This window comes from Chromobacterium sp. Ag138, assembly GCF_055181315.1.
Genome location: NZ_JBUPWA010000001.1, coordinates 3816453 through 3838158, shown reverse-complemented (window position 1 = coordinate 3838158; position 21706 = coordinate 3816453). Strand labels below are relative to the sequence as shown.

The window sequence follows — 21706 nt, the reverse complement described above, 5'->3', positions numbered from 1 at the left end:
GCGGGCCCGCTCCGCTCAGCGATTGCGGTGGATCACGTAGTCGACGAAGGCGGAGAAGCGTTCGCGGTCGACCGGATTGAGGAAGTCCATGCCGGCGACGATGGCCTGGGTGCTGTCGATGTAGCCCTGGGCGATGTCGCGCGCGGCGTCGAAAGCGCCGCTGCCCGCCATCAGCGCCACCGCCTCGGCCAGCGTCTGCGGATCGGCGGTGCGGCTCTGCAATATCTCGATCAGCCGGGCCCGCTCGGTAGACCCCAGCCGCTCCAGCGCCAGCAGCACCTGCAAGTTGATCTTGCCCTGGGTGATGTCCTCGGCCAGCGCCTTGCCCCACTTGTCGTCGCCCGGCTGCACATTGAGGATGTCGTCGATGATCTGGAAGGCAATGCCCAGCTCCTCGCCCAGCGCGGCGAATTGCGCGGTCTGCTGCGGCGACGCGCCGGCGGCGATCGCGCCCAGCTTCAGCGGCAGCCGGTAGGTATACGAGGTGGAGCGGTGCACCACCGACTGCAGATACTGCGCCGGCGTGCCGTCCAGCCGTCCCATCCACGGCCAGGTGGTGTCTATCGTGGTGCCCACGCCGGTCACCCAGTGCTCCCAAGCGATCTCGTCGGCCAGCCGCTGCGCCTGCTCCGGCTCCAGGCCGGAGTCGTCGGCGGCCAGCAGCTGGAAGCAGGCGTTCAGCCAGGCGGAGCCGGCGGCCCCGGCGACGCGGACGCCGACCTGGCGATGGGCGGTCGGCCCGCCGCGGCGCAGCGGCGAATCGTCGGCGACGTCGTCCAGCACCAGCGAGGCGGCGTGGATGATCTCAGCGATCGCCACCACGATCGGCGTCCGCAGCGGATCGCGCTCGAAGGCCTGCATCACGCTGCACACCAGGAAGGGGCGCAGCATCTTGCCCATCCGGTTATGGTAGGAACGGTAGGGCTCCAGCCAGGCCTGCTTGACCGCCTGCTGCATGGGTTCGGACAGCCGCGCGCCCAGCGCGGCCTCCAGATAGGTTCGGCTCGCCAGCCGGTCTATCGTCGCCAGCACCGTTTCGCGGCACCACGGATACCAGCGGCGGTACTGCTCCGCCAGCGTCGGCGCCATGTCGGCCAGGAAGTCGTCGCTGTATTGCGCGCTATCGCTCATCACTGCCTCCCTTCCGCAACCGGCGCGTCCAGCGCCGCGAGAAAACCGGCCATCGCCGCGCCGACGTCCGGCCCCAGCCGGCGCGCGTGCTCCAGCGCCGACGACTGCAGCCTGTCGGCGCTGGCCAGCAGCGCCGCGCGGTCGCACTCGGCTCGCCAGCGGACTTCCGCCTCCGCTACCCGGCGGCCATTCAACGACAGCGAGCGGGCTTGGCCGTCGGCCAGCGCCCGCAGCCGCAGCGACACGCCCAGTTCAGTCCCCGCCTGGCGCAACGCGTCGGCGTCGGCCGGCCCCAGCCCCGCCGCCGTGGCGGCGGTCGCGGCCGCCAGACCAAAGCCCGGCGCGCCGGCGTAATTGGCCAGATGGGCGATGAAATCGGTCAGCGAGCCGTGCTCCAGCCCGCGCTCGGCGCCCCACAGGTCCATGGTGGTGCCCAGGCTCTGCTGGAACAAATAGCGCTGGGCCAGGCGCAGCCTCGCCGCCGGCGCGAGGTTCTCCGCGCGGCGCAACACCAGCACCGGCGCCAGCTGGCGCGCGTTGTAGGCGATGGTGACCCACACCGGCAGCGGCACCGCCACCTTGTCGCTGACGCTGGCGTCCAGATCGCGGCCATTGGCCAGGTCGTCCAGCATGAAGGACGCCAGATGGGTGAATTCCAGCGCGGCCAGCAAGACCGGATGCTCGCTTTTGTCGCCGCCCAGCGCGTCGATCAGCAGGCCGGCCAGCGCCGGCTTCAGCCTGGCGTCGTGCTTGTCCGCCCATTCGCGCAGCGGTTGGAAGAAACCCTGCTCCAGCGCCGGCCAGTCCCAGCCGAAACGGGGCCGATCGACCACTTCGGCCAGCCAGGCCATGTCCTCGCGCTCCGGCAGGTAGCGATGGAGGGCGGCCGATGCGCATTGCTGCGCCGCCTTGAATTGCGTGGTAATCACATCAACTCCCTGTAGTCAGTGAATGCGTCCACACCATGCCGGCCGCCAGCAGGCCGCCGCCGTACATGATGTACAGATGGGAAGCCCAGTCCTTTTCCGGCTGGCGCCGGTACCATTCCAGAAACAGCAAGCCCACCGGCAGATGCACCACGGCGAACAGCATGCAGCCCGGCGTCAGCACGCCGGAGGCCGCGCCGTAATACATCAGCGCGCAGGTCAGCAGATGCACCAACCGCAGCAGCCAGTAGGCGGCCCGCTCGCCGACCAGCAGCGGCACGGTGCGGAAGCCGGCCCGGGCGTCGCCCGGCATGTCGCGGATGTCCCACATCAGCTCGACGAAGTAGTTGAGGGCGAAGCTGAGGACGATGGCCTGCAGCGCGGCCTCGCCCGGGCGGATGCCGACGTAGAGATGCGGCGTCAGCACCAGCGCCACCGACCAGAACAGCCCGGCGTACAGGTTCTTCACGAACGGCACTTCCTTGATCCGCAGCGGCCGGCCGCGCCAGTTGAACGGCAGCGGGCGGCCGCGCCAGTTGAACGGCAGCGGGCGGCTGTACAGCGAGCCCAGAAAATGCACGGCGCCGCCGTACAGCACGAAGATCCAGCCCGCGTGCAGCGACAGCAGGAAGCCGCCGAAGAAGCAGGCGGCGACCACCGCCTTGGTGTGGCGGTTGCGGCCGAACAGGCGGTAGCGGCTGCTGTAATTGACGCCGTCTTCCTCGGCGTCGGTGTAGATGTTGTAGATGTAGCCGCCGGCGGTGGTCAGCACGATCATCAGGTAGTAATCGAAACCCAGCGGCAGCCGCAGCGCCTGGTTCCAGAAATAGGTGAGGAACACCGGCATCAGCGCGATGTGGAAGCGGTTGGTGAAGAAGTAGCCGGCGGTGCCTAGGCTCAAGGCGCGGATATTCATGCTGTCACCTGCACAGTAAGGGAAGCAGTTGATCGATGGCGTCGATGCGCCAGTCCGGCTCCGGGCCGCCCGGCGCGTCATCGCCGGACGCCACCAGCACCGCTTTCGCGCCGGCGTTGCGGGCCAGCGCCACGTCCTGAAGCGGCGAGTCGCCGATCACCACGCAGTCGGACAACGGCGCCGGCAAATCCATCACCGACGCCAGCGCATAGGGATTCGGCTTGCCCAGCACCAGCGCCTGCGTGTCCAGCGCCTGCTCGACGCGTGCCACGGTCTGGCCTGGGCCGGGATGGATGCGGTCGCCGTCGGGAAAGCCCAGGTCGCGGCAGGTGGCGATCAGCTGCGGCTGCCCCGCCCGCGCCAGACGCCGCAGCGTTTCCTCGTCCAGCGCCGGATCGCGGCTCGCCACCACGGTGTCCGCCTCTTCCGGCGCCGCCCAGCTCAGCAAGCCGCCGCACATGGCGTCCAGTTCGGCGCGCAGCGCGTCGGAGCCGACGACGAACAGCTTGCGCGGCCGGCCGCAGCGCCGCAAATAATGCGCGACCGTCATCGCCGCGGTGTACACCTCGCCGGCGTCAACCTCGACGCCGGCCGACGCCAACTGCTTCGCCACCTGTTGCCGGCCGACGCTGCTGGAGTTGGTGAGGAAGCGCAGCGGATGCCCGGCCGCGCGCAGCTGGCGCAGCACTTCTCCGGACGGCAGATGGCCATCGGGCTCCCGCCGGCCCAACAGCACGCCGTGCAGATCGAAGATCAGGGGCGCGTAAGCCATCGGCGTCCTCCTCAGGCCAGCAGCGCCGCCGCCGGGCGCGAAGCCGCCAGCGGACGATGCCAGTAGGCCGGCGACACGAAGTAGTCGGAAAATTGCCGCAGCAGCGGCAACCTGTCCGCCGCCAATGCCGGCGCCGCCTCCTCCAGCGCCGCGCCGGCGCGGGCGATGCAGCGCGCCACTTCGCTGCCGCAGGCCTCCAGCGCGCCGCTGCGCGCCAGGATGGCGATGATGTCGCCACTGTCCAGGCCGGCCTGCGCGCCCGATTGCCACGCCAGCAGCGCGTCGCGGTCGCGGCCCTCGGCCATCGTTTTGGCCAGCGCGTACAGATAAGTGGGCTTGCAGTGCAGCAGATCGGTGGCGACGCCGCGTCCCTGCCCCTTCTCGCTGGCGGCGTTCAAGTCCTCCAGATCATCCTGCAACTGGTAGGCCAGCGCCGATTGCCCGGCCCAGCGCTCCAGCGCCTCGGTCCGGCCCGCTTCCGCCCCCGCCAGCCGCGCGCCGGCGTACGCGCACAGCTCGAACAGCCTGCCGGTTTTCAGCCAGGCGTTGTCCAGGCAAGCCTGCGGCGACGGCATCTCGTCGCCCTCGTGGAACACGTCCTTGAGCTGGGCCGCGTTGTCGAAGAATTCGTGCCGCTCCAGCGCGCGGGCGACGTCCAGCACCGCGGCCTGGTCGAACCCGCTCTCCAGCAGCAGCCTGCCGGCCAGCGCGCGGCAGATCTTGCCGTAGGCGAAGGCGGTGATCGCGCCGCGCCGCATCGCGCCGCCGGAAAACACCCGGCCGGCGCCGTCTTCCGCTCCGCGCCGGTCTGCGAACCAGCCGGCGAAGGCCTGGTGCACCGTCGGCCAGCCGCGCCGCGCCGCGTCTTCGTCGTAGATGTCGTCGTGCACCAGCGTGTGGTGGTGGTACAGCTGCATCGCCGCGGCCACCGGCAGGATGGCGTTCTCGTCGCCGCCGCAGGCCAGATGGGCCAGCGCCGCCGCGATGCCGTGCATCCGCTTGCCGTCGCAGTCCAGATAATGCCGCAGCCAGCCGTACACCCGGCCGATCAGCGGATGGCCGCGCTCCGGCCCGTCCTCGCGCAGCGACTCGATCGCCGCCGCGATGCGTTCGTCTATCCTGCCGCGCAGCCGCTCCAGTTCGGCCGGCATGCGCTGCGCATCGTGCGCTGTTGCGTTCATCAACGGCTCCTTGCTCATGCGATGGTCGCCGGCGCGGACCGCCGCGCCGCCTCCCCGGATACGGCCGACCCGCCATCGGCCAGATGCAGGTGGTGCCAGAGCTGGGTGCTGACCACGAAGGTGGCGCCCAGCCCCAGGGCCAGCCGCTCGAGATAGCGTCTGGCCTTGCCGCCGGCAGACGGCGGCGAGGCCAGGGCCCGGAACAGCAGCCGCACCCGCTCGGGATCGAAATAGCCGTACTCGGCCAGCTTGCCCGGCGACAGCAGCTCCGCGTACAGCGGCGCCGCGCGCGGACCGACGAAAGGCGTGCCGAACGGCATCACGAAGCGGGTTTTCGGCCGCCAGGCCACCTCGTCCGGCAGCCAGCGCGACGCGGCGACGCGCAGGATGTGCTTCTCCCGGCCGCGCCGCAGCTTCAGCGCCGGATCCAGCGCCGCCGCGTACTCGACCAGCTCCCGGTCCAAAAAGGGATAGCGCCCCTCGATCGAATTGGCGGCGTAGATGCGGTCCCCGTGCGCGCCCAGCAAATAGTTGGGCAGCATCACCTGATAAGACACGTACAGCGAGCGGTCCAGCCAGTGGCGGCCGCGCACCGCGCCGAGGTCGAATTCGAAACCGTCCCAGCAGCCGCCCGCCGCCGCCATCGCGCGCAGATCGGCGGAGAACAGCGGCGTCAGCGCCTCGCGGTAGAACTCCCATTCGTAGGCCTGCGCCGGCACGCAGCCGAAACGCTCGCCCAACGCGCCCAATCTGTCCTCGCCCGGCAGCAGGCATTCCGAACCGTAATGGCCGCGCAGCCAGGGCCGCATCAGCGCCCGCAGCGGCGAAAGCCCCCGGCCCGTCAGCGCGCCAAATCGACGGTACTGGCGGAAGGCCAGATAGCCGGCGAAGGCCTCGTCGGCGCCCTCGCCGGTCAGCACGATCTTGGAACGCTTGCCGGCTTCGCCGGCCAAGCGCATCAAGGCCGACGCCTCGGTGGAAATCACCGGCGTCTCGCCATGCCAGATCAGCCGGGGGAAGGCCTCGGCGATGCCCGCCTCGTCGATCCGGACCCGTTTCAAATCCACGCCCAGCAGCTCGGCGGTGCGGGCCGCGGCGCTGCCCTCGTCCATCCGTCCGTGCTCGGACGCGGCGCAGAAAGCGGCGATGGATGCTTGGCTGCCGCGCTGCAGCAGCGCGGCAATCACGGCCGAGTCGATGCCGCCGCTGAGGAAGCAGGTCGGCTCGAACTCGCCCTGGGCGTGGCTGGCCACCGCCCGTTCCAGCCGAGCCGCCAGCCCCTCGACCGCCTGCGCCTCGGTCAGCCGGGCATGCTCGCCGGCCAGCGGGAAATCCAGCGACCAGTAACGGCCGCTCTCCACCCGGCCGGCTCGGAAGCTGAGCCTATGGGCGGCAGGCAGCTGATGGATGCCGGCGAACGGCGTCAGCGGCGCGCAGACCACGCCGAAATAGCCAAGCTGCAGCATCGCCCTCGGCTCCGTCCGGCGCGGCATGCCGGCCACCGCCAGCAGACCCTTGATCTCGGAGCTGAAATACAGCGCGCCATCCAGCCGCGCCCAATGCAAGGGGCAGATGCCCATCCGGTCGCGCGCCAGATGCAGCGAACCGTCGCGGGAGTCGAAGATGGCGATGGCGAACTGGCCGTCCAGCCATTGGAAGCAATCCGTTCCGTACTCCTCGTACAGGTGGACGATGACTTCGCCGTCGCTGCCGCCGGACAGGCTATGGCCGCGGCGCGACAGGTGTTCGCGCAATTCGAGGTGGTTGTAGATTTCGCCGTTGAACACGGCGTGGATGGCGCGGCTCTCGTCGCTGAAGGGCTGGCTGCCGTTGGCGACGTCGACGATGGCCAGCCTGGACGAGGCCAGCAACGCCGGGCCGACGCGCCGCGCCGCCAGGCTGTCCGGGCCGCGATGGGTCTGGCGCAATATCATCCGCCTGGCCTCGGCCACGTCGCCGTCGTGCGCGTGGCGGTCCAGCAGCGCTCCCGCGATTCCGCACATGCGGCTATCCTCCCGCCCGATCCGACAACAGCCGCGTGCCCTGCAGCGGCGAGCCGTCCAGCGCGCCGTTCAGGTTGCCGGCCACCCTGCCGTCCACCACATAGGTGGCGATGCCATGGCGCGCGGCGCGGAAGCCGTGCGCAATCTTGGCCAGCATGCCGCCGCTGACGTCTTGGCCGGCCGCGTCGATCTTGCGCAGCGCGTCGCCGTCGCTCTCGGACAGCTGCCCGTGTATCGCCTCGCCGCGGCCGTGCTCGCGGTAGACGCCGTGCGCGCGGGTGGCCAGCACCAGGCTGGCCGCATCGAGCGCCAGCGCCAGCTCCACCGCGATGATGTCGCTGGAACAGACGGCGAAGCCGTCGCAATCCAGCACGAAATTGCCGCCGATCACCGGCGTCACGCCGCGGGCCAGCAGCGCCCGCACCGGTTCCAAATCCAGCGGAGAAGCGCAGCCCGCGCGCGCGCGGAACAACTGGATGGCGGGCAGCCGCAAAGGCTTGAGGCCGCCCGCCTCCAGACAATCCACCACCTCCAGCTCCAGCCGGGCCAGATCGCGCGCCACCTCGGCCACCACGCCGGCGCGGCCGCTTGGCAGCCTGCCGTCCAGATAGCCGTAGCGCCGGGCCGGCGGCTTGCCGTAAGCGCCGGTACCGTGCACCAGCACCAGCGGCCGGCCGCTGGCGGCCAATTCGCGCGCGCGCGCCGTCAGCAGCGCGCGGTTGACGTCCGGGCCGCCGGGCCCCTCGGAGGTGATCAGGCTGCCGCCCAGTTTCACCACCGCGCAAGCCGGCGCGGATGCGGAGTGTGGAATGCCGCTCACGATGGCTGCGTCACTGCGCTACGGCGATGGCGTTGGCGGCCTTGATGAACTGCTCGGCCTTCACCGGATCGATGGTGGTGCCGCGGTCGTAGCCGCTGCACACCGCGCCGCGCACGCCGACCACGTCGGCGCCGATGCGCGCCAGCAGCTCCAGGTGCTCTGCGCGCACCGAACCGGCCAGCGCCACCTTCAGGCCCTTGGCGTGGGCCTGCTGCACGAACTCGGTCAGCTGCTGCTCGTTCAGCGCGTCGAACAGCGACTTGCCGTCCTTGATGTAGGTGTCCACCATCACCATGTCTGACTTGGACTCGGCGGCGATTTCCACCAGTTGCTGCGGCGACAGGCCGCCAAAGCGCTGGTAGTCGGCGTAGCCGGCGGTGACCACGGTCACGGAGGGATCGAAGTCCTTGCAGGTACGCACCACGGCGCTCATCAGTTCCACGCCCTCGGCCACATCCTTGGAGCCGTGCAGGCCGGCCTTCACGTATTTGACGCCGCTGCTGACCGCGCCCAGCGCCGCCAGCGAGGCGGTGCCCGGCTTGTGCGGCAAATCGCCCAGCGTGGCGCTGAACACCACCTTGGGGTCATTGATGCGGGCGATCACCTCGCGGATGATCCAGGGAAAGCTCGCGCCGAGCGAGCCCTCGTTGATGTTCTTGATATCGATGATGTTCGTGCCGCATTCCCAAGCCACAACCGCTTCCGCCGTACTGATAGGACTGATCAGAACCTTCATTCCCTGCCCCCTGACTCTCACGATTTAAGCAAAACGGCGGCCGCCGCCGGCGGCCCGCCCCAATGGATTTCCATCAACAGAACGACCTGACTCCCAGCAACGTCATCCACGCTTCGCCGTGACCCGCATCCGGGCTTGCCGCAGCATGCGCGGCGGCGCTCGCACGAAAATGTGAATGTCATCAAATTACATCATTTATCGATTTGAAAAAATAAAAAACATTAATATCCGACGCCATTGCAGCCAAAAAGACACAAGCCATTGTTTTGAATGGAAATCTAACGAGAGTTAATATTTGAAAAATATATTTACCACCAAATTAATCAATCAGACAAATCATAAAAATTCCATTAAAATCAATTCAGTAAAATGAATCACGAATCAAAACGGCAGGATGGATGACTTATAAATGTCAGTAAAATTGAGGTTTATTTCATGAAATCCATCCCAGGCAAAATGGACGGTAGCCCATGCTGAAAATAAGTCCTGTTTATGGGATGCTCGACGATCCGCCGGCCACGCTCGGTGAAACGCCTCGATAAATACTCCAGAACATCCGTCATCGCAGGGGGCCACCCGGCCAAGCGATGCCGAATCGGAATGCGAATAAAAAAACACGCGGCATGGCTGCCGCGTGTTTTTCTTTTCCCGGCGGTGGAGACCGCCGTTTCATTGCTGCAAACTCACTCGCTCTGGCGCACGTCCAGCAGCTCCTGCAACTGGCTCAGCGTGCCGCTGTCCTTGACCACATGCTGCAGCCACTCCTCCAGGCTCATCTCCGCCCAGCGCGCCGCGCGCTCGGCCAGCAGCGCCACCGGGCTGTGCGGTTCGTTGTGGCGGAAATAGCGGGCCACCTCGGTCAAGGCGGTCACCGCCTCCTGGCGGCTGCGGATCTGGCCGTTGAAGGCGCTGGCGGGAACGGCGGTATGGACCGGGCTGGGCATGGCTTGGCTCACGGGTTTGCTTTCCTCGACGGGCTGCCGCTGCGGCGCGGCCGCCGGCGCGTTGCCGGCGAACTGCTGGCGATAGCGCAGGACCAGGTCCTGGCAGGCGTAGATGGCGTTGCGGATGTCGGCCAGGCTGGGGCCGGCCTGACCGAAGCGCTGGTCCACCTGGGCATCCAGCTCTTCATAGGCGGTCAGCAGCGCCACCAGTTCCTCGGCCTTGGCCTGGAACCAGCCGTGGCCCGACAGGGTGGCGGCCTTCTCGAAGGCCTCGCCGCTGAGCTTGCCCTCGGCGATGGCGGCCTCGCGCGCCTCGCCGTCCTTCAGGCCCAGGTTCTCCACGTCGCGCGACTGCTGCCACTGGTGCCAGCTGTAGCCGCCGAACTCGGGCTTGATCAACGGCACGTTGCGCAGCGCGTTGCCCAGTTGCTGATTCATCCACTCCAGCTTGGCCACGCGTTCGTCCAGGTCGTGCGGGTCCAGTTCCGGATAGCCGCTTTCCCAGAAATCCCGCAGCCAGCCGCTGACCAGGGACAGGCTGCGCGCCAGGCCGGCGGCGCCGTTGACCTGGGTCTGCGCCTCGGCGTACCAGGCCAGAAGCTGCAGATCCTTGCTCTTGTTCTGCAGCGCGTCCTCGCACAGGCGTATCACCTGCGGCCACTCGGCGGTCTTCAGCGACTGCTCCCAATCACCCATCGCCAGCGACGGATCGTCGCTGCGGCGCGCTTCGCGGATCTGGTCGAAAACCAGGGAGTAAGCCAGGTCTTCCCCGGCAGGCGCATCCGGACGCACCGGCTGCATCAGGTGTTCAATGCTTTGATCCATATTCTTTCTCTAACCCTTGCTGACCTGGGGCAGCGTGGAAATCAGCGTGGCGCCGCAGCTGACCTTGTGGCCGTCCAGCGCCACCGCCTTGCCGCCGACCAGCCAGCCGCCATCGCCTTCGACGATGGTGCAGTTGACGTGGCCCTGCTGCGGGCAGGTGACGGAATCGCCGACACAAGCCACCTGCTTGCCGAACAGCGTGGTGGACGAGGCGGCGCTCACCACCTTGCCGCCGTGGTCGGTCGGGTCGCCCAAACGGATTGCAGCCTTCATGCTGTCGCCTCCTTCGCCGGCGGCCTGGCCATCGCCAGAGACACCAGCTCGTCATGGAAATGGGTAATCACGGCAGGGGCCTGCAGCCGCGCGCAATGGCTGACCGCGGCCGCCGCCAGCAACATAGGCGTCGCCGCGCCGGCGTCGCCCCATTCGCGCACCACATTGCTCGCCTCGTCTATCGGGTGCAGCTCCACCTGGTGGCGGGACAGCGCGGTGGCGATCGCCGCAAGGCGCACGCCGCCGACGTCGATCTGGCCGCTGTTGTGGCACAGCCAGGCCAGGGTCGACGCCTGGTTGTTCTCCGGCTTGGCCTCTTCCGGGCTGAACGGGTAGTCCAGCAGCGCGGCGTTGACCAGCGCGTTGTCCAGCACAGGCGGCAGGCTGCGCGCCAGTTGCAGCGCCTTGTCCTGCGCCAGGCTCACCGAGCTGGACTGAGACAGGATGGCCAGCTTGGGCAGCCGGGCCAGGCTGGCCTGCTGGCTGGGCGGCACGATGCCCCAACCGGCGGCCGGCCCGGCGAAATCCTTTTCCCAGTAAGGCTGGTAGGGATCGGCGTCCTCCGCCTCCTGTTCCGGCTCCGCCGGCGCGGCCAGTTCATCGCGCAGGAACAGCATGGCCACCACCGCGATCCCCGGCTCGCCAAACCAGCTGCGGCGCTTGGCCAGTTCGGGATCGGCCTCGCCCCAGTCGTCATCGTCGTCCCGCTCCGCCAGCGGCGCGTCGGCCGCCAGCACCACCAGGCCCGGCAGCTCCGGGTCTTGCTGCAGCACCTGCAGCACGCGGTCCGCCAGTTGCCCGCTGCCGGGCAGGAAGCGGCAGTCGCCGCCGACGTGGGCGTCGCCGCCCAGGCTATCGGCCACCGCCTGCTGCTTCAGTTCCTTGACGCGGGCCAGCTGCTCGACGCCCGGCACCTGCCGCATCGGCTCCAGAAACAACGGCAGCCAGGCCGCGCCCGGCGCCTCGGCGTACAGTGCGGCCAACATCTCTGCCAGATGCGGCGACAGCGCGTCCATCGACTCGCCAGCGTCCACTTCGTCGCGCGCCAGCGCCTGCCAATGGGCGCCGTCGGCCATTTCCGCCAGCCAGGCCGGCTCGTCCTTCACCGGCGCGGCGGCCGTCCACAACCAGCGGCAGCCGATCGCGCGCTGGCGCTCCAGCAGCTCGGCGGCGTGCTGGGCGCGCGCCGCCTCGCGCTTGTCGCTGCGCTCGGCCTCGGCCTGCTCTTCCTGCTGCTTGGCCTCCTCCGCCGCGCGCTTTTCCTTCAGATAGCTCCACAGCTTGACGCCGGCGCTCAGCAGCATCGGCGGTCCCAGGTGCAGCATCAGGATGGCCGACGGGCTGATGCGCTGCCAGCTTTGCGGCAGCACCAGCCACAGCAGCGCCCACCAGCCGATGGTGACGCCGCCGAACAGGCCCAAGGTTCTCCACATCGCGAATGCTCCTTAACTCACCTTCACCTTGACCTGCTCGCCCTTCAGCGCCACGGCGATCTTCTTCACCGGCCGGCCGGAAGCCATCCGCGCCAACAGGTCGTTGGAGATTTGCGCCAGCAGCGTGCGGGTGAGGATGGCGTCGGCGTTGCGCGCGCCGCTGTCCACGTCCAGACAGCGCGCGGCCATCTGTTCGGTCAGCTCTTCCGGGAACTCCACCTGGGCGCCGTGGTTGTCGGCGATGCGCTGGCGGATCTTGTCCAGCTTCAGGCCGACGATGGCGCGCAGCACGTCGTCGCTGATCGGGAAGTAAGGCACAATGGTCAGGCGGCCGAGGAAGGCTGGCTTGAAGGTCTTCTGCAGTGTCGGGCGCAGGATTTCCACCAGGTCTTCCGCGGTCGGATCGCGAGTCTCGTCCTCCACCGTCACCCCGTGCTCGCAGGCGCGCATCACCAGATCCGTCCCGGCGTTGGAGGTCAGCAGGATGATGGTGTTCTTGAAGTCCACCTCGCGGCCTTCGCTATCCTCCAGCACGCCCTTGTCGAACACCTGGAAGAACAGCTCCAGCACATCCAGATGCGCCTTCTCCACCTCGTCCAGCAGCACCACCGAATACGGCTTGCGACGCACCGCCTCGGTCAGCACGCCGCCCTCGCCGTAGCCGACGTAGCCCGGGGGCGAGCCCTTCAGGCCGGACACGCTGTGCGCTTCCTGGTATTCGGACATATTGATGGTGATCAGATTGCGCTCGCCGCCGTACAGCGCCTCGGCCAGCGCCAGCGCGGTCTCGGTCTTGCCGACGCCGGACGGGCCCACCAACAGGAACACGCCCTTGGGCTTGCCCGGATCTTCCAGATTGGCCTTGGCGATCTGCACCCGCTCGGCGATCTGCTCCAGCGCGTGGTCCTGGCCGATGACGCGCTCGGCCAGCAGCTTGGCCAGCTTCTGCACCTGCTCCAGCTCGTTGCTGACCATTCGGCCCAGCGGGATGCCAGTCCAGCCGGCGATCACGTCGGCGATCACGCTCTCGTCCACGCATTCGAAAGCCAGCGGCTGGCGCTTCTGCAACTCGCGCAGCTCCTTGCGCTTGGCCTGCAGCGGGCTGATCTTCTTGCCCTTGGCCGGCTTGGCTTCGTCCTTGGCCGCCTTCAGCTCGTCGATCTCGACGATCAGCTTCTGCTGCGCCTCCCAGGCCTGATGCAGCGCGGCCAGGTCCAGCTCCAGCTCCGCGCGCTGCGCCTGCAGCTCGGCGATGCGGTCGGCGTGGCCTTCTTCGCGCTCCAGCGCCGCGGTTTCGCGGTCGATGTTGTCTATCAGCACCGTCACGTCTTCGATCGGGCCCGGCTTGCCGGCGCGCGACAGCGCGACGCGGGCGCAGGCGGTGTCGAGCACGCTGATCGCCTTGTCCGGCAACTGGCGGCCGGCGATGTAGCGGCTGGACAGCTGCACCGCGGCGGCCACCGCCTCGTTGAGGATTTCCACCTTGTGGTGCTTGGCCATCGCGTCGGTCAGGCCGCGCACCATCTGCACGGCGATCTCCGGCGCAGGCTCCTCCACCTTCACCACCTGGAAGCGTCGCGCCAGCGCGGCGTCCTTCTCGAAGTATTTCTTGTACTCGGCCCAAGTCGTCGCCGCGATGGTGCGCAGCTCGCCGCGCGCCAGCGCCGGCTTCAGCAGGTTGGCCGCGTCATTCTGGCCGGCCGCGCCGCCGGCGCCGATCAGGGTGTGCGCCTCGTCGATGAACAGGATGATGGGCACCGGGCTGGCCTTGACCTCGTCGATCACTTGGCGCAGGCGGTTCTCAAACTCGCCCTTGACGCTGGCGCCGGCCTGCAGCAGGCCCAGGTCCAGCGTGCGCAAGCAGACGCCGGCCAGCACCGGCGGCACCTCGCCCAGCACGATCTTGCGCGCCAGGCCTTCCACGACGGCAGTCTTGCCCACGCCCGGCTCGCCGGTGAGGATGGGGTTGTTCTGCCGGCGGCGCATCAGGATGTCTATCATCTGGCGGATTTCGACGTCGCGGCCCAGGATGGGGTCGATCTTGCCGGCGCGGGCCTGCGCGGTCAGGTCTATCGTGTACTTGTCCAGCGCCGGGCTGCCGCGCTTGCCCTGCGGCGCGGCCTGTTGGACATCGTCCCCATCCGACTCGGCCACCGGCTCAGCGCCGCCGGCCGTCTCGCCGCCATGCTGGCGCAGCGCCGCGTAGGCGCCTTGCAGCCTGCCGGCGTCCTGGCGGGCCAAGGCCGGCGAACCCGACTGCAGCGCGCCCTTGAGCGCGTCGTCCTGCCACAGCGCCAGCAGCAGGTCCAGCGTGGACACATTGTCCTGCCCGTGCTCGGCGCTGGCCAGCAGCCAGGCCTTCTCCAGCCACTTGGGCAGCCACGACGACAGCACCGGGTTGCGGGTATTGCCGCTGCGGAAATTGTCCAGCGCAGCGTCCAGTTCGCGCTCGACGCGGGACAGGTCTGCGCCCAGCGCGCGCAGGGCCGCCAGCGCGGCGTTGTCATCCTGGTCGAACATCGCCAACAGCACATGCTCGATCTCGATCTCGAAATGGGTGCGGGCCAGCGCGCGGCTGGCGGCCTGTTCAATGGCTTGGCGCGCAGTGGGCGTCAACCGGTCTATCAGGGATTTCAGCGATACGGACATAGGCTTGCACTCGTTTTCTAAAGGTATGGATTCAAATCATTCATCGTTGGCCGCGGCGGCAGGCATCATCTCGCCCAGCCAGCCTCTCAACGCCGCGCAACCGTCGTCGTCCAGGTCGGCCAGCATCGCGCCGTACCATTCCCGGACTTGCTGTTCGTTCAGGCATTGCAGCAGCAAGGGCCAGCTGTTTTCCAGGAAAACCGCGAAGAACGGCACCCCGCGCTGATGCAGGAACATGTCGTCGGTGATCTTGAGCTGGCGGTACAACTCGCGCAGCCAGGTCAGGTAGGGCAGCGTCTCGCGCGCATGGCCGGCCTGGGCCAGCGCGGCAATGAAATTGACGTAGGCCGCGGCGCAGGAGGATTCGCGGCTGGTGCGGTTGATCTCGTCGAACTTCATCAGCCAGGCCTTGCCGCGCTCCACGTCGCCGGCCATCACCGACGCGCTGGCCAGCTGCAGGGCGTTGTGGGCGGACGGCTCCAGCTCGAACAGTTTCTGCCAGCAGGAAGCAGCCGTGCGCCACTGCCCCTGGCGGCTGGTGGCCAGCGCGCATAGCCGGTAGGCGTCGGCGCGCAGGCTGGCGGACTTCGCCTCCAGATGAGGCTGCGCCAGCCGCAGCGCCTGCGGCCAGTCCCCGCCTTGCAGGGCCTCAACCGCCGCGGCGAGCTCCGGCGGCGCGTCCCCGCCGCCCACGCTCAATTGAGCGGTTTTTCCGCGGCCCATCAATCGCTTGAGTATGCCCATGGCTTCCGTTCCTGTTTCAGTCCAACAGCGTGTAACGCATATCGTCGGGATGACCCGGGGGCGTGCCCATCCAGCTGTCTCCGCCCAGGCTCAGCGTGGCCGAGCCCAGCGCCGCCGGCTGGACATCGCGCGCGTCCAGCACCAGGCACACCTCGGCAGCCAGGCCATGGCCCAGCGCGAACTTCATCAGCGCGCGCAGCGCCTGCGCGCCGGCGGCGTGAGGCTGCAGCGCGTTGAACTGCTCGCGGCGCAGCGGCCCCAGCCGCAGCTTGAGCTTGGTCTGGCGGTCCCAGATGCGCTCGCCGGCGAAGGCGGACAGCCCCAGCTCGCAGCCATCCATGCCCAGCTGGCTCTGCTCGCCCTCCGGCACCTGCAGCCACTGGCCGGCGAACTGCTCCAGACTGGCGTCGACTCCGAAGAACCCTTCCACCAGCGTCAGCAGCGACTGCGCCGACAGCGGCTTCTGGCTGAGCAGGCCGGCGTAATAGACAAACATGCGCTCGTCCAGCTCCGCGCCCGGTCCCATCTGCTGGCGCAGCTGGGACAGGCCGACGCCGCCCAGGTCCAGCAGATTGCGGGTGAAGCCATCGCGCTCGCCGGCCTCGACATTGATCCAGCTGCGGTACTTGCACCAGGCGTCGAAGAACATCGACGCGGCCCGATGGCTGAACAAGTCGAAGAACGCATGCATGGTGTCGTCGCGGTGGCGCAGGCGGCGCTCCAGCAGCAATTCGGTGTAGGCAGTGGGCAGCGCGCCGCTCGGCCCGGTCAGGCCGAGGAAGCTGATCGTCATCTCGTCCGCCGCGTCGCCCTCTTCCGCCGCCGGTTTGTAGCCGGTCAACTCGCTGGCGGGGAAGGACAAGGACGCCAGCGTGCGGAAGCGCAGCCGCTCCGGCAACCGCCCGCGCCGCGCCCCCGGCCGGCGCGCGCCGGACAGGCCGAGTATGCGCGCCGCCTGGAAGAAGCCGAACTGGCTGGCATCGGCCGCGAGCTCGCGATGCAGGTCGCGCGGCCGGCGCGACGGCGTCGCCGCCATGTCAGCGCCGCTCATTCGCATCCTCCATCCTGCTCCTGATTGCCCATGAGCCGAAGAACAGCCCGGTGATCAAACCCAAAACGCCTCCCGCTACGAGACTAAGCGAAACCATGGCCGTCTCCGCCAAGGGTCCGCTGAAAAAATACAGGATGCCGCCCATGATAAATGCCAACGGCAAACCCGCACAAACCATCCGATTTCGCCGACTTTGCTTCTCTTTTTCCGTGCGCTCATGGGAAAAGGAGTAATAAAACAGTTGCAGCACGCTAGGCGTCAGCGCGGAAACCACCATCCACTCCATCGCCGCCTCAAATCACCAAGGCCTCGCCGGCCCGCGCCGGCCATACCGCCACTTCCTGGTTCTGCTGCGCGGTTTCCACCCGCAGCCGGGTGAAGCTGTTGGGCGCGCAGTACAGCGCGAAGAAGCGCTCCAGCACCGAGGCGAACAGATAGACGCTGCCGCCGACATAATAATCGGCGTCCAGTTTCAGCCGGATTTCGCTGCCGCGGACAAAGCCGGCAAAATCGCGGCCGGTGACGCGGGTCACCGCCGGCTGGCTGTGGATGCCCACCACGCCCTGGATCTGGCGCACATTGACCGGCGAACCGGTAAGGTTGTACAGCGCCAGCATCTCTTGCAGCGCCGCCACGCCGGAATCGACGATGGACATGTAGTTCAGCGACAGATGCGAGATCAGCCGCCACTGCACCGCGCGGCCCAGCGGGCTGCGCTGGGTGGCCGACGGCTTGCGCAGCAAGCGCACCCGCTTCACCACCGAATGGCCGGGCAGGCTGAAATCGGTGCGCTGCGCCGCCTGGCTGCCGCCAAACGGGATCTGCTCCGGCAGGTCGCGGTTGCTGCACAGCAGATCCAGGCTCAGCACCTCGGCGGCCGGCCGCACCGCGTTGAACTGCAGGTCCACCAGATGCAATTCCAGATCGGTGCCCTTGTCGCCGGCGCGCGGCGAGCCCTCGCGGCTGGCATGCCAGTAAAAGCGCGGCGTCTGGCGCTCGCTGCCGTGGCGCGTCGCGTAGAACGGCGGCACCTCCTCGCTGCTCTCGCCCTCGCCGGACTTCTCTACCCGCACCACGCGGCGGATCTGGATCACTTCGTAAGCCTGTTGCTTGCGGCCGTCGGCCAGCACCGCGTAGCCGGCCTTCTGATGGCTGACGCGGATCGGCTCGCCGGGCTGGTTGAACAGGTTGACGATGGGCGCGCAGCCCAGCTTCAGATGATGCGCCTGCAGCTGGGTCAACAAGCGGTGATGGCGCTCGCTATCCGGGTAATCGCCCAGCACCAGCTGCAACACCAGTTTGCCGCCACCCAGGCGCGCAGCCACCTTGTCAAGCTCGGCGATGTCGACGAACAGGAATTTGTCCGGATAGCAGAAGTATTCGGTCAGCAGCCGGTAGCCCATGAACGAGCGCTCGTCGTACTCCAGCATGCCCTCGTCGCGGCCAAAGCCCACCGGACGGATGGCCGAGGCCGGCAGCACCGCGCTGCGCGACGGGTCCTCGCTGCCGTCGCCGACGCGGATGCGCAGCACCTGGGACAACAACAACTCGTACAGCAGGTGCATCAGCGCCGGCTCGCCGTCCAGGAAGAAGCGTAGCGAAGTCAGACCAATACTGTTCAAAGCCAGGCCGCCGTGGGTCTGGAACTCCATCGTCAACAGCGCCGCCGCGTCCGGCGCCAGCTGGCGCAGATAGGGCGAGCCGCTGGTCAGCTCCAGCTTGGCGCTATTCAGCGACAGCGGATACAGGTCCACCGGGTAGGCGCTGCGGAACTTGCACACCACGCCGTTGATCGCCGGCGCGTGCACCGGCTGGCCGCGCTCCACGCGGTAGCGCTTGGCGATCTCCGGCCGCGCCGGATCGCACTCGAACTGGACGATGGTGGCAGAAGGAATCGGCTGCAGATAGTGCGGGTACAGCACGTCCAGGAAGCTTTCCGCCACCTCCGGATAATCGTCGTCCAGCTTCTTATGGATGCGCGACGCCAGCAGCGCGAACGCCTCGATCAGCCGCTCGGTGTGCGGATCGGCGCACTGGTCGCCTTCCATCTGCAGCCGGCCGGCGATTTTGGGATAACGGCGCGCGAACTCGCCCGACAGCTCCCGCAGGTGGCCGAGTTCGCGTTCGTAGTAAGGAAGTAGAGATTCAAGCATGCTTTACGAGGCACGTTCGCCCAAAAGCAGGCGATCTATTGTTAAGTTTCCATATTCACCAAACAATTATGACTCATTTAGTTTGGCTACCATCTTGAAAGAAGATTTATCTAAATATCAATCAGATCCACCTCCATACTACCTTTACTCCTTAATCATTTCTGCGCATTCCCGATTAAAAGTAATCCCCTCGCCACCAAATACTGTCTTGCAGCTATTGACCCTTCCGCCTCCAAGCTGACACCCCAGCGACACCCTTGTCTTTTCCAACTTCGAAATCCTAAATTGATACACATCTCCCAGTATCAATTTATAGTCAGCATCAACAGGCAAATCTTCCACGCCATAATCAGAAAATTTCACAATTAGAGTTGGCGTCTTATTCTCCTTCGGCCACCAAATATCAGCTTGATAAGCATTCCTGCTTACCTGAATAGGGTTAACAAACTTCTCATTCGATTGATATCTATATAATACTGCACTTTTCGGAACACCACCTTTCCAGTGCTGAATGGAAAACTTATTAACCAAGCTTTCACACTCAGCAGCTACTGCACAATGAGATATCAGAATGCTACCGCCCAAAATCATCGCAAATTTAGAAAGCTTCGATATAGCCATAATAATTACTCTCAAAGGCACTATTATCAATACCACTGGGGAGCCTCACCAAGGTCGTTGCCGGGTCACTTAACACCCCATCTAAATTATACTTCCTAATAGTTTTAGGATTATAACCCCAAGTGTACACTTGAAAACTTACTTGACTTTTACCATTCAAAAGGCCTCCCTCATACACAACCCAATGAGAGTCTTGAAGATCGCCAATACTATAGCCCGACTTATTCTTAATCATTTTAGCATCTATCATTAGAAGAATCTGATGCCCTTTATTTTTAAGATCATCAATACACTTCAAGTCAGCAAGTGCTGTCGACACATCTTCCCCACTATAAGAGAAGGCTTTTTTCACAACAGTTCCAATTAAGCTAATACCAACAGCATTGGCATTGCCATAACCTGCAATTTTTTTAACAAGCCCCTCCATCATTCCAGGCCAATTAATTGCAGTAAATTGATCCCAACTTCCTGTTTCAATACCATGGTAGCCTAGATTGCTTTCCGAGCTTCTTGTTCCTGCAAGCACAATCCAGTCAGCTTCCCACATATACATGTGTTGATAATCACTATCCTTCGGCTTTATCTCATACATTGAATCAGAGGGCTCAATAGTAAAATCGTCAATCTTGCATAACCCAGTCCGATGTAGTTCATGCGCGATTCTTCTATAACGATCAGGACTCCGCTTAATCGTCACATAATACAGCGCAGCCATCCCGCACAAACTGCTATAGCCCTGGTCGATGCGCCATGGTTCCCTCATGCGTTCCTGAACCTGCGTCTGTACACGCTTCGCATCAAACCAACGGAACCGATTATGCACAAACTGAACCAGCTCACAACCCTGCTCTGGATTATCGAGATACGCTTTGATTTTTAATTCACAGCCACAAAAATCAGGATCATCAATCTTAATTTTTGCCTTACTACCTAAATTCCCAAGTTCCTTCCTCACCACCTGGGATTTAGATGTATCTGGACTATGATATTCAATAGCCCAACAATAATCATCACCACTAGCAGGAGCACAGCCATTCATAAGCACCACGGCAAACTCATACTTTTTGCCATAAATCATTGCTTTCTGAAAATTCTCTCCGGATCCATCATTCTTGGAACCATCATCCAACGGCGTTAGCAAGGTTATCTTACGCGGCACATTGATAATCGTTACGTTAGGCTTGCCAGAATTAGAAGACTTGAGAGAGTCTTCATACAAGCACTGTCCTGCGTCATTAGCGGCGCCCATTACTTCATTCCTCCCATGCTTGCTGATATCAGCATCCCGTTTTCAGTTCTTCTTTTTTGACGTAACTAAATGCAACTGTAGTTTCTCTGCTGCATCAGGATTTTTGATAACATGAGTAAAGCCTTGGCTATCAGTAATGCCCAGTTCCTTCTCTCCTGACTCTCGGATGATTTTGTACTTCTGGTTAGCCAATGGCTGGCCGGTATGCTCGTCAAGAATTTGATATTTGTTATCAAACTTGGCATCTGGCATAGCGTTAAACATTTGTCCCAAGCTCGTCCCCCCGCTCCAATCATGGCTTGCCCCCTTGAAGCTGACAGTGCCCGGCGCATGTAGCTCAATCTTGCCATCCTTGATCCGCACATAGGCGCCGCCGCTGGTGAGCAGGACTTCCTGTTTGCCGTTGAGGTGAATCTTCTGCTTGACCGAGGTGATGGTCAGGTCCTTATCCGCCGTCAGCTCCATCGCGTCGCTCTGCGCCTGCACCTGCACCTTGCCCTTCGCCGCGATCAGCTTCAGCGCCACCTTGTCCTTCACCCCCGCCACGAACAGGCTGATGTGCTGGCCGACGTTGTGCAGCCAGCGCCGTCCTGTCGCGTGGTTGGCGTCGCGCTGGGCGACCAGATTCAGGTTCTGGCCAGCGCTGAGGGTTTGGCTTTGCTCGGTCAGGGAGGCGATGCCGGCCGGGCCGGACAGCACCAGCAGCGGCTGTTGGCCGGCTTGCTCTTTCGCCGTTTTGCCGTCCTTGTCGGTATTCGATCCGGCTTCCCAGGCTTTCAGCGCGTCGACGTGGTGCTGCAGGTGGCCGTTTGTCTTCTTGCCGGCCTTGGCGTTGTCCGGGCCGATCTCGTCGGGGCCGGTTTCCATGCTGTCGGCCAACTGGCCGGTGGCGGTTTCGGCCAGCGCTTGCGAGAGGCTCAGCGCAGCGTCGAGCTCGCTCTGCGCGTGCTCGCGCGCCAGTTGCTTGCCGGATGCGCCGTTCTGCGCCTCGGTGGTGAGCAGCAGGCCGTGGGCGGCGCGGATGGCGCCGTGGTGGTCGGTGCGCAGTTCGAAGCCGTCGCCGCGCGGCTGGGCCTTGCCGTTGCTGCGCGGGTGGGCGAGGTAGCCCTGGTTGAGCTGGGTCTTGCCCGGTTCGCTGGATAGCTTGGCGCGCACTTCGCCGGGGGTGTCGTCGAACAGCAGCTCGTTGTAGCCGCCGCCCTGGTGTTCTTTGCTCTTGATGCCGGACAGGGTCTTGTTGGCGGGGAGCGAACCGGCGCCGCTGAAGTCGGGCGTCGGG

General features: G+C 65.4%; 19 protein-coding genes. All 19 read right to left on the bottom strand.

Going from position 1 to position 21706, the window contains the following annotated elements:
* Positions 1-15: 15 nt before the first annotated feature.
* The gene (locus tag ACY3GB_RS17960) at positions 16-1131 is read right to left on the bottom strand and encodes a polyprenyl synthetase family protein (protein ID WP_463089934.1); all 1116 of its coding nucleotides are present in this window, start codon (positions 1129-1131) and stop codon (positions 16-18) included.
* Positions 1131-2060, bottom strand: a complete 930-nt coding sequence (locus tag ACY3GB_RS17955) for a hypothetical protein (RefSeq protein WP_463089933.1) — start codon at positions 2058-2060, stop codon at positions 1131-1133. Before ACY3GB_RS17955 ends, ACY3GB_RS17960 begins: the two co-directional genes overlap by 1 nt.
* Position 2061: 1 nt before the next feature.
* Positions 2062-2973: a UbiA family prenyltransferase gene (locus ACY3GB_RS17950; RefSeq protein WP_463089932.1), complete on the bottom strand. Its 912-nt coding sequence runs from the start codon at positions 2971-2973 to the stop codon at positions 2062-2064.
* 4 nt (positions 2974-2977) lie between these two features.
* Positions 2978-3745 carry an HAD-IIA family hydrolase gene (locus ACY3GB_RS17945; RefSeq protein ID WP_463089931.1) on the bottom strand — a complete coding sequence of 256 codons (768 nt, stop codon included), beginning with the start codon at positions 3743-3745 and terminating at the stop codon, positions 2978-2980.
* Between the two features lie 11 nt (positions 3746-3756).
* Positions 3757-4926, bottom strand: a complete 1170-nt coding sequence (locus ACY3GB_RS17940; protein ID WP_463089930.1) for a polyprenyl synthetase family protein — start codon at positions 4924-4926, stop codon at positions 3757-3759.
* 14 nt (positions 4927-4940) lie between these two features.
* On the bottom strand, positions 4941-6929 hold the full coding sequence (gene asnB / locus ACY3GB_RS17935) for an asparagine synthase (glutamine-hydrolyzing) (RefSeq protein WP_463089929.1): 1989 nt from the start codon (positions 6927-6929) through the stop codon (positions 4941-4943).
* A 4-nt stretch (positions 6930-6933) separates the two neighbouring features.
* Complete coding sequence (locus tag ACY3GB_RS17930; protein WP_463089928.1) at positions 6934-7749, bottom strand: isopentenyl phosphate kinase family protein; 816 nt, start codon at positions 7747-7749, stop codon at positions 6934-6936.
* A gap of 10 nt (positions 7750-7759) precedes the next feature.
* A complete protein-coding gene (locus ACY3GB_RS17925; protein ID WP_021477960.1) occupies positions 7760-8485 on the bottom strand; it encodes a (5-formylfuran-3-yl)methyl phosphate synthase in 726 nt (241 codons plus the stop codon).
* 683 nt (positions 8486-9168) lie between these two features.
* Positions 9169-10254 carry a type VI secretion system protein TssA gene (tssA, locus tag ACY3GB_RS17920; RefSeq protein WP_463089927.1) on the bottom strand — a complete coding sequence of 362 codons (1086 nt, stop codon included), beginning with the start codon at positions 10252-10254 and terminating at the stop codon, positions 9169-9171.
* Positions 10255-10263: 9 nt separating this feature from the next.
* Complete coding sequence (locus ACY3GB_RS17915; RefSeq protein WP_021477958.1) at positions 10264-10527, bottom strand: PAAR domain-containing protein; 264 nt, start codon at positions 10525-10527, stop codon at positions 10264-10266.
* Positions 10524-11960, bottom strand: a complete 1437-nt coding sequence (locus ACY3GB_RS17910; protein WP_463089926.1) for a hypothetical protein — start codon at positions 11958-11960, stop codon at positions 10524-10526. Before ACY3GB_RS17910 ends, ACY3GB_RS17915 begins: the two co-directional genes overlap by 4 nt.
* A gap of 12 nt (positions 11961-11972) precedes the next feature.
* Entirely contained in the window at positions 11973-14609 is a 2637-nt protein-coding gene (tssH, locus tag ACY3GB_RS17905) for a type VI secretion system ATPase TssH (protein WP_463089925.1), read from the bottom strand.
* A 36-nt stretch (positions 14610-14645) separates the two neighbouring features.
* The gene (locus ACY3GB_RS17900; RefSeq protein ID WP_463089924.1) at positions 14646-15353 is read right to left on the bottom strand and encodes a hypothetical protein; all 708 of its coding nucleotides are present in this window, start codon (positions 15351-15353) and stop codon (positions 14646-14648) included.
* Positions 15354-15369: 16 nt separating this feature from the next.
* A complete protein-coding gene (gene tssG / locus ACY3GB_RS17895) occupies positions 15370-16404 on the bottom strand; it encodes a type VI secretion system baseplate subunit TssG (RefSeq protein WP_463089923.1) in 1035 nt (344 codons plus the stop codon).
* Positions 16391-16690, bottom strand: a complete 300-nt coding sequence (locus ACY3GB_RS17890) for a hypothetical protein (RefSeq protein ID WP_463089922.1) — start codon at positions 16688-16690, stop codon at positions 16391-16393. Before ACY3GB_RS17890 ends, tssG begins: the two co-directional genes overlap by 14 nt.
* A 7-nt stretch (positions 16691-16697) precedes the next feature.
* Entirely contained in the window at positions 16698-18557 is a 1860-nt protein-coding gene (gene tssF, locus ACY3GB_RS17885; protein ID WP_463089921.1) for a type VI secretion system baseplate subunit TssF, read from the bottom strand.
* 144 nt (positions 18558-18701) lie between these two features.
* Positions 18702-19178 (bottom strand): hypothetical protein, encoded by a 477-nt coding sequence (locus ACY3GB_RS17880; RefSeq protein WP_463089920.1) that lies wholly within the window; start codon positions 19176-19178, stop codon positions 18702-18704.
* Positions 19156-20427 (bottom strand): hypothetical protein, encoded by a 1272-nt coding sequence (locus ACY3GB_RS17875; RefSeq protein ID WP_463089919.1) that lies wholly within the window; start codon positions 20425-20427, stop codon positions 19156-19158. The genes ACY3GB_RS17880 and ACY3GB_RS17875 overlap by 23 nt, the downstream gene beginning before the upstream one ends.
* 42 nt (positions 20428-20469) lie before the next feature.
* Positions 20470-21706, bottom strand: a 1237-nt coding sequence (locus tag ACY3GB_RS17870) for a DUF2345 domain-containing protein (protein WP_463089918.1), incomplete at its 5' end; no start/stop codon positions are given.

Excerpts from the sequence above, each read along its gene's own strand:
- ACY3GB_RS17960 (WP_463089934.1), bottom strand. The coding sequence starts at position 1,131 with ATGAGCGATAGCGCGCAATACAGCGACGACTTCCTGGCCGACATGGCG.
- ACY3GB_RS17950 (WP_463089932.1), bottom strand. The coding sequence starts at position 2,973 with ATGAATATCCGCGCCTTGAGCCTAGGCACCGCCGGCTACTTCTTCACC.
- ACY3GB_RS17945 (WP_463089931.1), bottom strand. The coding sequence starts at position 3,745 with ATGGCTTACGCGCCCCTGATCTTCGATCTGCACGGCGTGCTGTTGGGC.
- ACY3GB_RS17940 (WP_463089930.1), bottom strand. The coding sequence starts at position 4,926 with ATGAACGCAACAGCGCACGATGCGCAGCGCATGCCGGCCGAACTGGAG.
- asnB (WP_463089929.1), bottom strand. The coding sequence starts at position 6,929 with ATGTGCGGAATCGCGGGAGCGCTGCTGGACCGCCACGCGCACGACGGC.
- ACY3GB_RS17925 (WP_021477960.1), bottom strand. The coding sequence starts at position 8,485 with ATGAAGGTTCTGATCAGTCCTATCAGTACGGCGGAAGCGGTTGTGGCT.
- tssA (WP_463089927.1), bottom strand. The coding sequence starts at position 10,254 with ATGGATCAAAGCATTGAACACCTGATGCAGCCGGTGCGTCCGGATGCG.
- ACY3GB_RS17915 (WP_021477958.1), bottom strand. The coding sequence starts at position 10,527 with ATGAAGGCTGCAATCCGTTTGGGCGACCCGACCGACCACGGCGGCAAG.
- ACY3GB_RS17910 (WP_463089926.1), bottom strand. The coding sequence starts at position 11,960 with ATGTGGAGAACCTTGGGCCTGTTCGGCGGCGTCACCATCGGCTGGTGG.
- tssH (WP_463089925.1), bottom strand. The coding sequence starts at position 14,609 with ATGTCCGTATCGCTGAAATCCCTGATAGACCGGTTGACGCCCACTGCG.
- ACY3GB_RS17900 (WP_463089924.1), bottom strand. The coding sequence starts at position 15,353 with ATGGGCATACTCAAGCGATTGATGGGCCGCGGAAAAACCGCTCAATTG.
- tssG (WP_463089923.1), bottom strand. The coding sequence starts at position 16,404 with ATGAGCGGCGCTGACATGGCGGCGACGCCGTCGCGCCGGCCGCGCGAC.
- ACY3GB_RS17890 (WP_463089922.1), bottom strand. The coding sequence starts at position 16,690 with ATGGAGTGGATGGTGGTTTCCGCGCTGACGCCTAGCGTGCTGCAACTG.
- tssF (WP_463089921.1), bottom strand. The coding sequence starts at position 18,557 with ATGCTTGAATCTCTACTTCCTTACTACGAACGCGAACTCGGCCACCTG.
- ACY3GB_RS17880 (WP_463089920.1), bottom strand. The coding sequence starts at position 19,178 with ATGGCTATATCGAAGCTTTCTAAATTTGCGATGATTTTGGGCGGTAGC.
- ACY3GB_RS17875 (WP_463089919.1), bottom strand. The coding sequence starts at position 20,427 with ATGGGCGCCGCTAATGACGCAGGACAGTGCTTGTATGAAGACTCTCTC.